The 12,290-nt window shown below is 70.4% G+C and carries 13 protein-coding genes; 9 read left to right on the top strand and 4 right to left on the bottom strand.

Translation table 11 applies throughout. The features are described 5' to 3' along the window. Positions 1-65 precede the first annotated feature (65 nt). Genes pqqB through pqqE form a run of 4 tightly spaced genes read left to right on the top strand, consistent with a single transcriptional unit; the run spans position 66 to position 3,042 of the window. Positions 66-965: a pyrroloquinoline quinone biosynthesis protein PqqB gene (gene pqqB, locus INP57_RS25345; protein WP_200072857.1), complete on the top strand. Its 900-nt coding sequence runs from the start codon at positions 66-68 to the stop codon at positions 963-965. Then, positions 962-1,669: a pyrroloquinoline-quinone synthase PqqC gene (gene pqqC / locus INP57_RS25350; protein ID WP_200072858.1), complete on the top strand. Its 708-nt coding sequence runs from the start codon at positions 962-964 to the stop codon at positions 1,667-1,669. Before pqqB ends, pqqC begins: the two co-directional genes overlap by 4 nt. Next, on the top strand, positions 1,641-1,961 hold the full coding sequence (pqqD, locus tag INP57_RS25355; RefSeq protein ID WP_200072859.1) for a pyrroloquinoline quinone biosynthesis peptide chaperone PqqD: 321 nt from the start codon (positions 1,641-1,643) through the stop codon (positions 1,959-1,961). The genes pqqC and pqqD overlap by 29 nt, the downstream gene beginning before the upstream one ends. Continuing rightward, positions 1,951-3,042 carry a pyrroloquinoline quinone biosynthesis protein PqqE gene (gene pqqE / locus INP57_RS25360; RefSeq protein WP_200072922.1) on the top strand — a complete coding sequence of 364 codons (1,092 nt, stop codon included), beginning with the start codon at positions 1,951-1,953 and terminating at the stop codon, positions 3,040-3,042. The genes pqqD and pqqE overlap by 11 nt, the downstream gene beginning before the upstream one ends. Before the next feature lie 4 nt (positions 3,043-3,046). Here pqqE and INP57_RS25365 read toward each other — a convergent pair whose 3' ends face one another. Next, complete coding sequence (locus INP57_RS25365) at positions 3,047-4,156, bottom strand: sodium:calcium antiporter (RefSeq protein ID WP_200072860.1); 1,110 nt, start codon at positions 4,154-4,156, stop codon at positions 3,047-3,049. 271 nt (positions 4,157-4,427) lie between these two features. Between INP57_RS25365 and INP57_RS25370 the strand changes: the two genes are divergently transcribed. Then, complete coding sequence (locus INP57_RS25370) at positions 4,428-4,949, top strand: SRPBCC family protein (RefSeq protein ID WP_200072861.1); 522 nt, start codon at positions 4,428-4,430, stop codon at positions 4,947-4,949. Positions 4,950-5,015: 66 nt separating this feature from the next. On the opposite strand, the gene INP57_RS25375 is transcribed toward INP57_RS25370, so the two are convergent. After that, complete coding sequence (locus tag INP57_RS25375; RefSeq protein WP_200072862.1) at positions 5,016-5,864, bottom strand: alpha/beta fold hydrolase; 849 nt, start codon at positions 5,862-5,864, stop codon at positions 5,016-5,018. A 331-nt stretch (positions 5,865-6,195) separates the two neighbouring features. Between INP57_RS25375 and INP57_RS25380 the strand changes: the two genes are divergently transcribed. The 4 genes from INP57_RS25380 to INP57_RS25395 all read left to right on the top strand — a co-directional run bounded on the left by INP57_RS25380 (position 6,196) and on the right by INP57_RS25395 (position 10,778). After that, complete coding sequence (locus INP57_RS25380) at positions 6,196-6,909, top strand: GntR family transcriptional regulator (protein WP_200072863.1); 714 nt, start codon at positions 6,196-6,198, stop codon at positions 6,907-6,909. Between the two features lie 106 nt (positions 6,910-7,015). Continuing rightward, the gene (gene solA, locus INP57_RS25385) at positions 7,016-8,149 is read left to right on the top strand and encodes an N-methyl-L-tryptophan oxidase (RefSeq protein ID WP_200072864.1); all 1,134 of its coding nucleotides are present in this window, start codon (positions 7,016-7,018) and stop codon (positions 8,147-8,149) included. A gap of 32 nt (positions 8,150-8,181) precedes the next feature. Beyond that, positions 8,182-9,615 carry a sodium:solute symporter family protein gene (locus INP57_RS25390; protein ID WP_200072865.1) on the top strand — a complete coding sequence of 478 codons (1,434 nt, stop codon included), beginning with the start codon at positions 8,182-8,184 and terminating at the stop codon, positions 9,613-9,615. Positions 9,616-9,617: 2 nt separating this feature from the next. Beyond that, positions 9,618-10,778, top strand: coding sequence for an NAD(P)/FAD-dependent oxidoreductase (locus INP57_RS25395; RefSeq protein ID WP_200072866.1), 1,161 nt, complete (start codon positions 9,618-9,620; stop codon positions 10,776-10,778). 136 nt (positions 10,779-10,914) lie between these two features. Here the strand turns inward: INP57_RS25395 and INP57_RS25400 are convergent, their stop codons facing one another. Then, the gene (locus tag INP57_RS25400) at positions 10,915-11,319 is read right to left on the bottom strand and encodes a (R)-mandelonitrile lyase (protein ID WP_200072867.1); all 405 of its coding nucleotides are present in this window, start codon (positions 11,317-11,319) and stop codon (positions 10,915-10,917) included. 300 nt (positions 11,320-11,619) lie between these two features. Further along, entirely contained in the window at positions 11,620-12,282 is a 663-nt protein-coding gene (locus INP57_RS25405) for a GntR family transcriptional regulator (RefSeq protein ID WP_200072868.1), read from the bottom strand. Between the last annotated feature and the right edge of the window lie 8 nt (positions 12,283-12,290).

Here is a 12,290-nt window from a genome sequence, read left to right on the forward strand (position 1 = left end):
CTCGCCGCCGGAGCCGCGAGAGTCGCCGCAACCTCCCGGATCAACTGTGGACACAAGGAGTCGGCGTGCTGGTGCGAGTGCTGGGTTCTGCGGCGGGAGGCGGTTTCCCGCAGTGGAACTGCGGATGCCCGTGTTGCCGGGCGGTGCGGGAGGGTTCCCGGCCGTGCCTGCCACGCACCCAGTCATCGATCGCGATCAGCGCCGACCACGAGCAGTGGTTCCTGGTCAACGCATCGCCGGACGTGCGCGCCCAGCTGGAGGCGTCGCCGGCGCTGCTGCCCGCCGCGGGCAGGGCGACACCGCTGCAAGGGGTGCTGCTCACCGACGCCGAGCTGGATCACGCGCTGGGCCTGTTGCTGCTGCGCGAGGCCGAATCGCTGGAATTGCACGCCACCGCCGCGGTGCACGAGACGCTGCGCACGGACAACTCCTTGCTGGCCACGTTGCAGGCCTACTGCCCGGTGAAGTGGCGGGAGGTCGTGCCCGGCGAGGACGTGGCGCTCGGCAACGGCCTGAGCTATCGGGCGTTCGACGTCCCCACCACCAAGCGGTCCCGCTTCGGGCCTGATCGAGGCCCCGGCAGGGTCGTGGGCTACCGCTTCACCGACGAACGCTCCGGACGTGCCGCGGTCTGCCTGCCCGGAGTTCAGGAGATCACCGGCCAGGTGCGCGAACAGCTGCGGGACTGCACCGGCCTGTTCATCGACGGGACGTGCTTCAGCGACGACGAAATGCCGCGGCTCGGCCTGGCGAGCAAGACCTCCCGCGAGATGGGGCACCTGCCGATGAGCGGTCCCGGCGGCAGCCTGGAGCAGCTCGCCGAGCTGCCCATCGAGCGCAAGATCTACGTGCACCTGAACAACACCAACCCGGTGCTGCTGGACGACTCGCCCGAACGGCGCGAGGTCGAGCGGCTCGGGTTCGAAATCGCCACCGACGGGACAGAGGTGCAGATCCGACCGTGACGGCACTCGACGAAACGCGGACTTCCGCGGGCACCGAGGAATTCGTGGCCGCGTTGCGCGCCCACGCGCAGCGATACCACCACCAGCACCCCTTCCACGTGCGCATGAACGAGGGCAGGCTGAGCCGCGAGCAGATCCGCGGCTGGGTGGCGAACCGCTACTACTACCAGGAATGCATCCCGATCAAGGACGCGGCGATCCTGTCGAACTGCCCCGATCCGGCGGTGCGGCGCCGCTGGATCCGGCGGATCCTCGATCACGACGGGACCGCGGACGAGCCCGGCGGCATCGAGGCGTGGCTGCGGCTGGCCGAGGCAGTGGGCCTGAGCCGCGAAGAGGTCCGCGACGAGCGGCACGTCGTGCCCGGGGTGCGGTTCGCCGTCGACGCCTACGTGACCTTCGCCCGCACCCGGCCGTGGACCGAGGCGGTCGCTTCCTCGCTGACCGAGCTGTTCGCACCGGACCTGATGAGCCGCAGGCTCGCCGCGTTCGAGCAGCACTACTTCTGGGTCGACCGCGATGGGCTGGCCTACTTCCGCAACCGCCTGGAGCAGGCCCCGCGCGACTCCGAGCACGGCCTGCAGGTGACCACCGAGCGGTGCCGCTCGGCCGCGGAGCAAGAACGGGCGCTGGCGGCGCTGTCGTTCAAGTGCGACGTCCTCTGGAGCATGCTCGATGCCATCGACCAAGCCCACCCCGGCTGAGCCCGCCCGGCTGCCGGACTCGGCCCGGCCGCACCTGACGACCGGGTTGCGGTTGACCTTCGACGAGGTCCGCGCGCGGCACGTGCTGCTGGGTCCGGAATCGGTGCTGGTGCTCAACCCGACCGGCGCGGCCATCCTGCGGCTCTGCGACGGGCGGCGGGACATCGGCGAGCTGATCGCCGAACTGCAGGCGCAGTTCGCAGGTGTCGAGCCCGGCGAGGTGCGCGCCTTCCTCGACCACCTCGCCGCCAAGCGGTGCGTGGAGGCCGCCCATGACCGACATGACTCCTAGCCCGTTCGGCCTGCTGGCCGAGCTGACCTACGCCTGCCCGCTGCATTGCGCGTACTGCTCGAACCCGCTCAACCTGGCCGACTACCGGGACGAACTGTCCACTGCGGACTGGCAGCGCGTGCTGCGCGAGGCGCGCGATCTCGGCGTGCTGCAGTTGCACCTCTCCGGCGGGGAACCGTTGCAGCGCCGCGACATCGTCGAGATCGTGCGCACCGGCAGCGAACTCGGGATGTACACGAACCTGATCACCAGTGCGCTCGGACTGTCCCGCAGGCGTGCCGAAGAGCTGCGCGCGACCGGTCTCGACCACGTGCAGATCAGCGTGCAGGCCGACGAGCCCGCCACCTCGGACCGGATCGCAGGCACCCGTTCCTTCGCCCGCAAAGCCGAGGCCGCCCGCATGGTCAAGGAACTGGGGTGGCCGCTGACGGTGAACGTGGTGCTGCACCGGCAGAACCTCGACCGCATCGCCGAAATCGTGGCCCTGGCCGAGGAGTTGGGCGCCGACCGGCTCGAACTCGCCAACACGCAGTACTACGGCTGGGCCTGGCGCAACCGGGACGTATTGCTGCCCAGTCGCGACCAGATCGAGCGGGCCGAACAGGTCGTGCGATCAGAGCGGGAACGCCTGCCGCACATGGAAATCATCCACGTGCTGCCCGACTACTACAGCCAGTACCCCAAGGCGTGCATGGGCGGATGGGCGCAACGCCAGCTCACCATCGCGCCCAACGGGGACGCCCTGCCCTGCCCGGCAGCGCAATCGTTGCCGCTGCCGCGGGAAAGCGTGCGCGAGCGCCCGTTGGCGCGGATCTGGCAGGAGTCGCCGCTGTTCGAGGCGTTCCGCGGCACGGACTGGATGCCCGAGCCGTGCCGGAGCTGTTCGCGCCGCGACGTCGACTTCGGCGGCTGCCGCTGCCAAGCGTTCCAACTCACCGGCGACGCCGCGCGCACCGACCCGGTCTGCCACCTCTCGCCGGACCGCGAACTCGTCGACCAGGCGGTACGTGCGGCCAACGCGAGCGAGGAAACCGTCCGCGGCGAGCTCACCCCGCGGCCGCATCCGCGAGACCAGCGTTGACGGGCTAATCGCTGTCCAGGGGAACCTCACCGAAGGCCATCAGGCTGATGACGAAGTAACCGATGTAGAGCGCGAGCAGAACGGCCCCGTGCCAGCGGCGCAACCGCCCGGTCGCCAGGAAGATCGCCGAGAGGACCGTCATCACCAGCAGCACGGGAAGGTGCCAGGACAGCACGTTCGCGTTGACCGTGATGGCCCCGCCCACCAGCAGCACGATGCCGAGCTTGCCGGTCACCGAGAACACGATGCTGCCGATGACGTTGGCGACGCCGATCTCCGGCGCGCCCCTGCGTGCGGGCTCCACGGTCAGGAAGAGGTCCTCGAGGGAGAGCACCAGCGTCGCGATCGTGACGCCGAAGACGGTGCCGTCGATGCCGAACTCGTCGAGGATCCCGTCGGTGCCCTGTCCCGCGATGCTGGCTCCGACGACGAGACCGGCCAACGCCAGCACCGCGAGCGCGAGACCGGCCCACAGGGGCCGTTGACGGGCTTGCACGAAGCCCTGGTCGACGCGCAGGTCGTTCGGGAGGGCGAGTCCGCCGGAACCGGAGGGCCCTGCGTCGTCCGCCGCATCGTCGCTTTCGGCCGCTGCGGCGGTTGGCGTCGCCGCTGCACCGGTGCGGGTGCCGACCTTCTCGACCTGCTCGTAGAGCTCGGCGTTGCGGAACACCGGGCGTCGCGATGTGTATTCGCGATAGCCGATCCAGCACACGAACGCCACGAACAGGACCAGCAGCACGATGCCCGTGACCGATGTCAGCGCCCCGGTCAAGGCCAGGGCCCACAGCACGACCGGCCCTGCCACGAAAAGCGCGAGGTAATCCTTGGGAACGTCGACGCGGCACGGAGCGATCAGCGCTGCCAACGCCAGCACGATCCCCGTCATCGCGATCGTCGTGCCGATCACCGTGCCCAGGGCCACGTGCTCCAGTTCGTCGACGTTGAGCACGATGCCGAATGCCAGATCGTCGAACTCGATCCCGGTGAACACGACCGCGATGAGGAACAGCGAGACCGCCCACCTGCTGGCCACGCCGACCAGGAACCCGATGAGCTTCTCGGCGCTGTAGACCAGCAGTGCGATGCCCAATGCGAACTCGACGACCGGGATCACGGGAAACTCCTCGCCGAGCCGACGTCAGGGAGATCCGATCATGCTGCCCCGCTGCGCGCGGGTTTGCAACACCGTTTCCCCGGCCGGTCGCCGGTGCGCACTCCGGCCGAGCGGCCGAACGACACCCGGTGCGCCTGTGGCGAGATCACCGTCCGGACGGCGTGCGCGTCCGGACCCTCGAGCCCAGCACGACGCTTTACCGCACCAGCCATCTCCCATAACCTGACGATCATGACCGCTTGCAGCTCCCGTCCGGAGCGGCGGTGAGGCCATGAGCGTCGCGAACCTGCACGAACGGACCTTCACGGTCCAACCGCAGGCAGTGGGTGCGCTGCTCGACGCGCTCGCGGCCGAGGGAGATCCCACGTGGCCCGGCGACATCTGGCCCGCCCTGCGCCTGGACCGCCCGCTCGGCATCGGGGCGACGGGAGGACACGGACCGATCCGCTACCACGTGGTGGCCTACGTCCCCGGCCAGCGGGTGCGGTTCCGGTTCGACCGGCCGCACGGGTTCGACGGTTTCCACGAGTTCATCGTGCTGCCCGACCATGACGGCACGGTGCTCCAGCACAAGATCGCCATGCGAGTGCGTGGTCCTGCGCTCTTGACGTGGCCCCTGGTCTTCGGCCCGCTGCACGACGCTCTGCTGGAGGACCTGCTCGATCGTGCGGAGGAACACCTCACCGACGGCGTCGCTCGACGCGCCCGGTGGAGCTGGTGGGTCCGAGTGCTGCGTCGCCTGTCGATGCCGCGGCGCAAGACCTCCCGGGCGCAGGCGGGCGAGTCCGCCTAGTCGCGCGAGAGTCCTCAGTGGACCAATCGGCGAGCGATTCGGGGGAACCTCGGCCGCGCGGCGCGGCTAGCACTGCTCGTTCAGCCAGGCCGCGGTCGCCTCGGCAGCAGCTGTGCCGGGAAGCAGGGGTATGCCGTGCCCGCAGTCGAGCACGTTCAGGTGCGCGCCAACGTGGTCGGCGAGTTCGCGCAACGCCGACACGGGCACGAGCGGATCCCGCTCCCCCGCGACGATTCGCACCGGGCACCGCAACGGATCGACGTCGACCGGCAGCCGGAACCGGACCGCGTCGAGGACCGCGACCGGGGACTCGCCGACCAGTGTTCGCGCCCACGCCCGCGCGGTGGCCCGGCCCGCGTCGTCGTCGAGATCCAGGTGGTCGAAGAACATGCTGGTGGCGGTGCTGACGTCCGGCGGCCGCCACAGGCGGTCCGGACGCGGCCGCACCGGGATCGGTTCGGCACCGAAGCCCCGCGGCACGACGGGAGCCACCAACACGAGCGCGGCCACGTTGCCGTGCCGGCACGCCCAGTCGAGGCAGGCGAATCCGCCCATGCTGTGTCCAATGAGGACCGCCGGGCGCCGCAACCGATCGAGCACCCTGGACAGTTCGCCGCCGGCGTCGGCAACACTGCGCAAGGAACGCCCGAGCGCATCGGCCACCGGCGCCGAACCGAACCGGCCGAACCAGTTCGGCGCGTACGTGCGCCATCCCGCCGCTGCCAGCACCGAGCTCCATTGCCGCCAGCACCAGGCGCCGTGGCATCCGCCGTGCAGCAGCACGACGGGCGGCCGATCATCCGCCGGCTCGGGGTCCGGGCCTGCGACCTCGACAACGACACCGTTCCACCGCACGCGCTCGGCGAACACCACACCACCCTCCGTTCCTCCGCCCCAGCCGGCGAGATCGAGCACGGCGGTCCGACGTTAGCGGGCGAGGAAGGGAAGTTGCGGTGATCGCGCGCATTCCACTCCGATGATGTAGCGATGGAAGAGCTGCTTCCGCTCCGCGCCCGTCCGACTGCCGAGCTCCACGGGCAATATTTCCCAAGAACCCGAGCGCTTTGACCATTATTCGTCCACATTGGACATCTTGTTTCCTGCCGCCGGAAGCAACGCCTTGGTCCGTCCGGACCACCACCCCCGCTGCAATTCGGCGAAGACCGCCCGAGCCATTCATTTCCGCCTCAATTGACCGATCAAATCGAATATTGACCGGCATTTCCAGCCGGGCTACGTTCAGCTCGTGGCGATCCCGGCGTACTTGCGCATCCGCACCGAACTGGAGCAGCAGATCCAGTCCGGTGCGCTGGCGCCGGGTACGCGGCTGCCCACGGAGGCCGAACTCCAGCAGCGGTACTCGGTCGGCCGCGCCACCGCGCAGCGGGTGCTGACCGAGCTGTCCCGGGCCGGACTGGTGGAACGCCACCGGCGGCGCGGCACCTTCGTCGCCGACGGTGCACGGCAGGAGAACCTGCTGCGCATGGTGCATCCGGCGCTGCACGGCCCGGAGATTCCGGGACCGCACGCGGTGGATTCGGCCATGGTGATCCCCGCCGAGGACGCCGACGTCGCCCTTCCCGGCATCACCGGGGACGCGCCGGTGAACCAATTGCGGCGGCTGAAGTTCGACGTCGAGCACAACCCGATCGCAGTCGAGCTCGCCGCCGTCCCGTTCTCGCTGGCACCACGCCTGTTCGACGAGAACCTGGAACACCTCACGGTGCACGACTACTTCGCCCGCAACCGGATTCCGGTGGCGAAGTCGCGCGTGTACGTCGACCCGATTCCGCTCGATGCGGCGACCGCGGCCCGCTTCGGCACCGAGCCGGGCCGGGCCGTGATCCGGTTGCGCCGGTTGACCTGGCTGACCGGCGGTGGGCTGGCCGAGGCCATGTGGCACATCATCCGGCCCGACCTGGTCGAGTTCTTCGTCGAGCAATCCGTGCTGGCCACCTGATACGACTTCGCGTCCGCCCGGGGATCTGCGCTTCCCGGCCGATTCCTGCTGCCGCTGCTCCCGCAGCACGGCTTTTCCGCTCGCACTCGCAGAATGGGAGCCACCAATGACCTCACCACGCGTCGCGGTGGTCGGCACCGGCGTCATCGGCGCCATGACGGCATGGCGCCTGGCCCGGCGCGGAGCCGACGTGATCGCACTGGACGCCCTTTCCCCGGGACACGACCGCGGAGCCTCGGCCGGCGAGTCCCGCATCTTCCGCACGCTCTACAAGGAGGGATCCGGTTACGTGCCGCTGCTGCAGCGATCCGGCGCGCTGTGGCGCGAGCTGGAACTGAGCACCGGCACCCGGCTGCTGACGATGTGCGGAGGCCTCACCATCGGTCCGCGCGAGCACGCCGATGTCCGAGCCGTGCGCCGCTGCGCCGAGGAGCACGACCTCGACCACGAGGTCCTGGACACCGCGGCGGCTCGGCAGCGCTTCGCGCAGCACCGGATCGACGACGACGAGATCATGGTGTTCGATCCGGCGGCGGGCGTGCTGCGGCCCGAACCCGCGGTGCAAGCAGCGCTGCACGCGGCCGGGCTCGCGGGCGCGTCGATCCTGCCCTACCACCGGGTCGACGATGTCGCCGAAACCGCGCGGGGATGGCGAATCACCAGCGGTGCCACGCACTTCGACGTCGACCACGTCGTGTTCGCCCCGGGCCCGTGGGCGCGGCAGCTGGACCCGCTGAGCACGCTTCCCGTCGAGATCCGGTTGATCACCGCGTACTGGTTCGCGACCCGCGACACCGCCGCGCACCGGCCGGACCGGTTGCCGATCGCGATCCGCCGCCACCGGGACGCCGGGTTCTCCTGCTTCCCGGTGCTGGACGGGGTCGGCATCAAGATCATCCCGCATCACCTCGGATGGCCGGTCCTGCACGACCCGGCCGCGCTGCCCCGTTCGGCCGAGCCGGAGTACGCCCGCGCGGCTTCGGAAGCCGCCCGGCGGCTGCTGCCCGGGGTCGTGCCGCACCCGGTGCGGATCGGCACCTACGCCGAGGGCTTCACGCCGGACGAGCACGCCCTGCTGGGCCCGCTACCCGGGCACCGCAACGCCACCGTCATGACCGGCTTCTCCGGGCACGGCTTCAAGCTCGCCCCGGTCTTCGGCGAGCTCGGCGCCGAGCTGGCGCTCGGGGAACCCGCCAGCCACGACATCACCGCGCTGGACCCCGGCCGCCGCGCGGACTGAGAACCGTCCACACAGGACCCCTGGAGGCAACCGTGCCCACCGGTTCCACCGCCCAAATCGCCGGAGTCGTCCTCGCCAGCCTGCTGGTGATCGGTTTCGGAGTGGCCATGTCGGTCCATTTCGGACGCAAGGCGAAGACCGCGCAGGACTGGCTGTCGGCCGGCGAGTCGCTGCCGCTGGTCGTAGTGATCATCACGCAGTTCGCGACCGCGACCGGCGGCGGGGTGCTCATCGCGCACGTCGGCATCGGCTACCGCTCGGGCTGGTCGGTCTTCGCCTACGAGGGCTGCGTGCTGGTCGGCTTCCTCGGGTTGATGCTGATCGCCAAATGGCTGCGGCAGCAGCGGTTCACCACCGTTCCGGACGTCGTGACCCGGCTGTTCGGCAGGCATCGGATGGTCACCGCCATCGCCGCGCTGGCCGCCCTGGTGGTGCCGTTCGGCTGGCTGGCGACCCAGTTCGTGGCCTTCGCCCAGCTTTTCGGCCGGCTGACCGGGATGCCGGACGCCGCGCTGATCGTCGTGATCATGCTGGCATCGCTGCTGTTCGTGCTGCCGGGCGGAATGACGTCGGTGGCCTGGACGGACTTCGTGTTCGGCATCTTGATGATCGTTCTGTCGCTCGGCGTCGCGGCCTACGCGGTCGACCTGGCAGGCGGCTGGCGGCAGATCACCGAGACCGTGCCGCGGCAGCTGTGGGGCTGGGGCGGGTTCACCGCGGCCGGCGGGGAGCAGCTCTGGCTCTGGATCGCCGCGATCGTGCCGGGCACGCTGACCAACCAGCTCTACTACCAGCGCGTGTTCGCCACCAAGAAGGTCTCCGACGCCCGGCGCGGGCTCGCGCTGTCCGGGCTGACGATGCTCATCGGCGGCGTCTACGCCGGATGCATCGGGCTCGCGGTGCACTCGCTGAACCCGGGTCTGACCAACGAGGAGGACGCGGCCGGATGGCTGCTGACCCGGCTGCCGAGCTGGCTGGTGGTGGTCTTCGGCGCGTTCCTGGTCTCGACGATCGTCTCGACCACGGGCGCCGCCCTGCAATCCGTGGTCGCCAACCTGACCAGGGACGTCTACCACAACATCGTGGGCGGCGAGCACGACGAACGCCGGACCGTGCGGCTGTCGCGGACGATCACGGTCGCGGTATCCCTGTTGGCCGCGGTGCTGGCGATCCTGTTCCCCAAGGCGCTGACCTGGCTGGTGGCCACCTACGCCTACTCGGCCGCGGCGCTGGCCGCGCCCATCTTCCTCGGCTACCTGCTGCACCGGCGACGTCGGCTGACACCGGCGACCGCGATCGCCAGCATGATCGCCGGGGTCGCGGGCTGCGCGGCCGCCCAGCTGGCGGACACGACCGTTCCGTACGCGGTGTACGGGATCGCCGCCTCGGCCGCGGTGCTGCTGGTATTGGCGATGCTCGCACCCGCCGACCGCGACCAGACCCCGCACGCGGGAGTGAGGAGCTGAGCATGCGGATCGCCGTCATCGGACTCGGAGTGCTGGGCGCCAGTGCCGCCCGTTCGCTGAGCCTCGCCGGCGCCGAGGTGACCGTGTTCGAACGGTCCGGCGCCCTCGCCGGAACCTCCGGAACCTCGTTCGCCTGGACCAACTCGCACAACAAGAACCCGCGCGCTTACCACGATCTCAACGTCGCCGGGATGGCCGAGCACGAGGCGCTCGCGGCGGATCCGGGACCGCACCGGCGCTGGTTCGCGCGGACCGGCAACCTGGAGTGGGCCGCCGACGAGGCCGGAACCGAGCGGCTCGCCGCTTCGGTCGCCGAGCTCGCGGCCCGCGACTACCCGGTCGGCTGGATCACTCCCGGACGTGCCCGCGAACTGGTCCCGGACCTGCGGGTTCCCGCCGGGATCGAGGACATCGCCTACTACCCGACCGAAGGTCACGTCGTACCGGCACTCCTGCTGGCGCGGTTGTGGGGCCAGGCAAGGGATCTCGGGGCGCGGTTGCGCTGTCCTGCCGAGGTCCTCGGTCTGTCCGAAGTGGAGCGAGGAGTGCGGATCGAGCTGGCCGACGGCACCGCCGAAGCCGACGCGGTGGTGCTCGCGGCGGGGCGGTGGACCGAGGAGCTGAGCGCCGCAGCGGGCTGCCGGATACCGATGGCCGCACCGGACGCCGCGGGCTCGGCGACCGTCGGTCTGCTCGGCTACACCAGCCCCCTGCCGGTGCGGATGGACCGGGTGCTCACCACGCCGAAGCTCAACGTCCGCCCGGACGGCGGCGGCCGACTGGTCGTCCAGGGCCTGGATCTCGACGCCGACGCGGATCCGGCCGCGCCCCCGGCGGTGAACGGCCGGCACGCGCAGGAGCTGCGCGGCAGGCTCACCGAACTGCTGGGGCAAGCCGCCGGGTTGGAATCCTTGCGGGTGGGCCAGCGAGCCATGCCCGCCGACGGGCTCACCGTCGCCGGATTCCTCGGCGGCAGCGGACGGATCTACGCGATGGCCACCCACAGCGGCATCACGCTCGGGCCACTGCTCGGCAAGCTCGCGGCACAAGAGATCACCACCGGCGACCCCGCGGAGGCGCTGGCGCCGTTCCGGCCGGACCGCCTGATCGGCAGGTCCGGCCTACCGCCGCTGACACCGGCCCGCTTCGCCGGACAGCAGTGAGCCCCGGTGAAACGTTCGGCGGTGAAGGCGAGCAGGGCGGTCACGCGGTCCGCTCCGGGTGCGGAACGCCTCGGAACCGCACCGCGCGGCCGACCTGCTCATGTCTTCGCGGAGGCTCCGAGGCGTTCTCCCAGCGCTAGCGCGCGGCGTCGTACTCCTCGTCGGTGACGTGCCTGCCCCAGGTGACGGGATTGCCGGACTCGTCGTTCTGCTGCATGGCGACGTGCACCATGAACCGGTTCGGGGCAGCGCCGTGCCAGTGGTTCTCCCCCGGCTCGAAGAACACGCGGTCGCCGGGATGCACCGTCTCGACCGGGCCGCCTTCGCGCTGGCACAGTCCCACGCCCTCGGTGACGAAGATCGTCTGGCCGTGCGGGTGGGTATGCCACGCGGTGCGCGCTCCCGGGGTGAAATGCACGTTGGCGGCGCCGAACGCGGAGCCGGCGGCCGGTGCGGCGACGGCGTCGATGTAGACATCGCCGGTGAACCAGTCCGCGGGCCCCTGCTGGGTGTCCATGCTGCTGCTTCGGGTGATCTGCACGAGGTGCTCGCTTTCGTTGTCTGCTGGTGCTCGCAGGGCATACCGGTTCCGGCCGGACGGGCTACGTGCTCTGGGCGCCGTCGACGACCAGTGCGTGACCCGAGCGGCCGCCGACCCGGGAACCGCTCGTACCGAGCCACGCCCGTCAGCCGGTTCCACGATGTCCGCTTTCCACCCAACCCCGCACGAGGCGAGCGTGGGAGGAACCGTTCAACGGGGTACTGCCAGCACCCCGCTGACCAGAACCTGACCGCGCCGACCCGCCAGGTTCCTTCGCCGCCGACCGTGCGCGCGCACGTCCTAGTCCGCGCGGGTTCCTGCGGAGTCGGGTCTCGCGATCAAGGTTTCGATCATGTGCGTGCGGGCCTTCTCGATTCCCGCGAGGACGACCGCGCGGATCTCGTCGGCGGAGTCGGTGCGAATGATGTCCACGAGCCGCTGGTGGTTGGTGGCGGTGTACGGGTGGCCGAGCGCGCCCTGCAGGTTCAGGAAGCGCTCGATCTCTTCGTGCAGCGCGTTGATGGTCTGCGTCATCAGGGGAATGCGCCCCAGTTCCGCGATGCGCACGTGGAACAGCCGGTTCGCTTCGTGCCGCGCGGCCGGTTCGTCCGCTGCGCGGACGGTCGAGTCGCTGAGTTCTTCGAGCGCGTCCAGCTCGGCTGCGGTCGATCGCTGGGACGCGAGCACGGCCGCCTCGGGCTCCAGGAGCGTGCGCATGTGGTAGGTGTCCTGCAGCTCGCCGATGTCGACGGACTTCACGAAGGTGCCGCGCCGGGGCACCACGACCACGAGCCCTTCGCGGCGCAGTGCGTTCATCGCCTCGCGGATCGGGGTGCGGCTCATCCCGTACTGCTCGGCGAGCGGGCCGTCCATGATGACCTCGCCGGGCCGGAGCCTGCACCGCAGGATGTCCCGTTTCAGCGACGCGTACGCGCGTTCGGACATCGAGGCTTGCCGACTCACACCTACCG

This window comes from Saccharopolyspora galaxeae, from assembly GCF_016526145.1.
Taxonomy (GTDB): domain Bacteria; phylum Actinomycetota; class Actinomycetes; order Mycobacteriales; family Pseudonocardiaceae; genus Saccharopolyspora_C; species Saccharopolyspora_C galaxeae.

What these genes read in the sequence shown, in the direction of transcription:
- INP57_RS25395 (WP_200072866.1), top strand. Translation starts at nt 9,618, where the DNA reads ATGCGGATCGCCGTCATCGGACTCGGAGTGCTGGGCGCCAGTGCCGCC.
- INP57_RS25370 (WP_200072861.1), top strand. Translation starts at nt 4,428, where the DNA reads ATGAGCGTCGCGAACCTGCACGAACGGACCTTCACGGTCCAACCGCAG.
- solA (WP_200072864.1), top strand. Translation starts at nt 7,016, where the DNA reads ATGACCTCACCACGCGTCGCGGTGGTCGGCACCGGCGTCATCGGCGCC.
- pqqD (WP_200072859.1), top strand. Translation starts at nt 1,641, where the DNA reads ATGCCATCGACCAAGCCCACCCCGGCTGAGCCCGCCCGGCTGCCGGAC.
- pqqE (WP_200072922.1), top strand. Translation starts at nt 1,951, where the DNA reads ATGACTCCTAGCCCGTTCGGCCTGCTGGCCGAGCTGACCTACGCCTGC.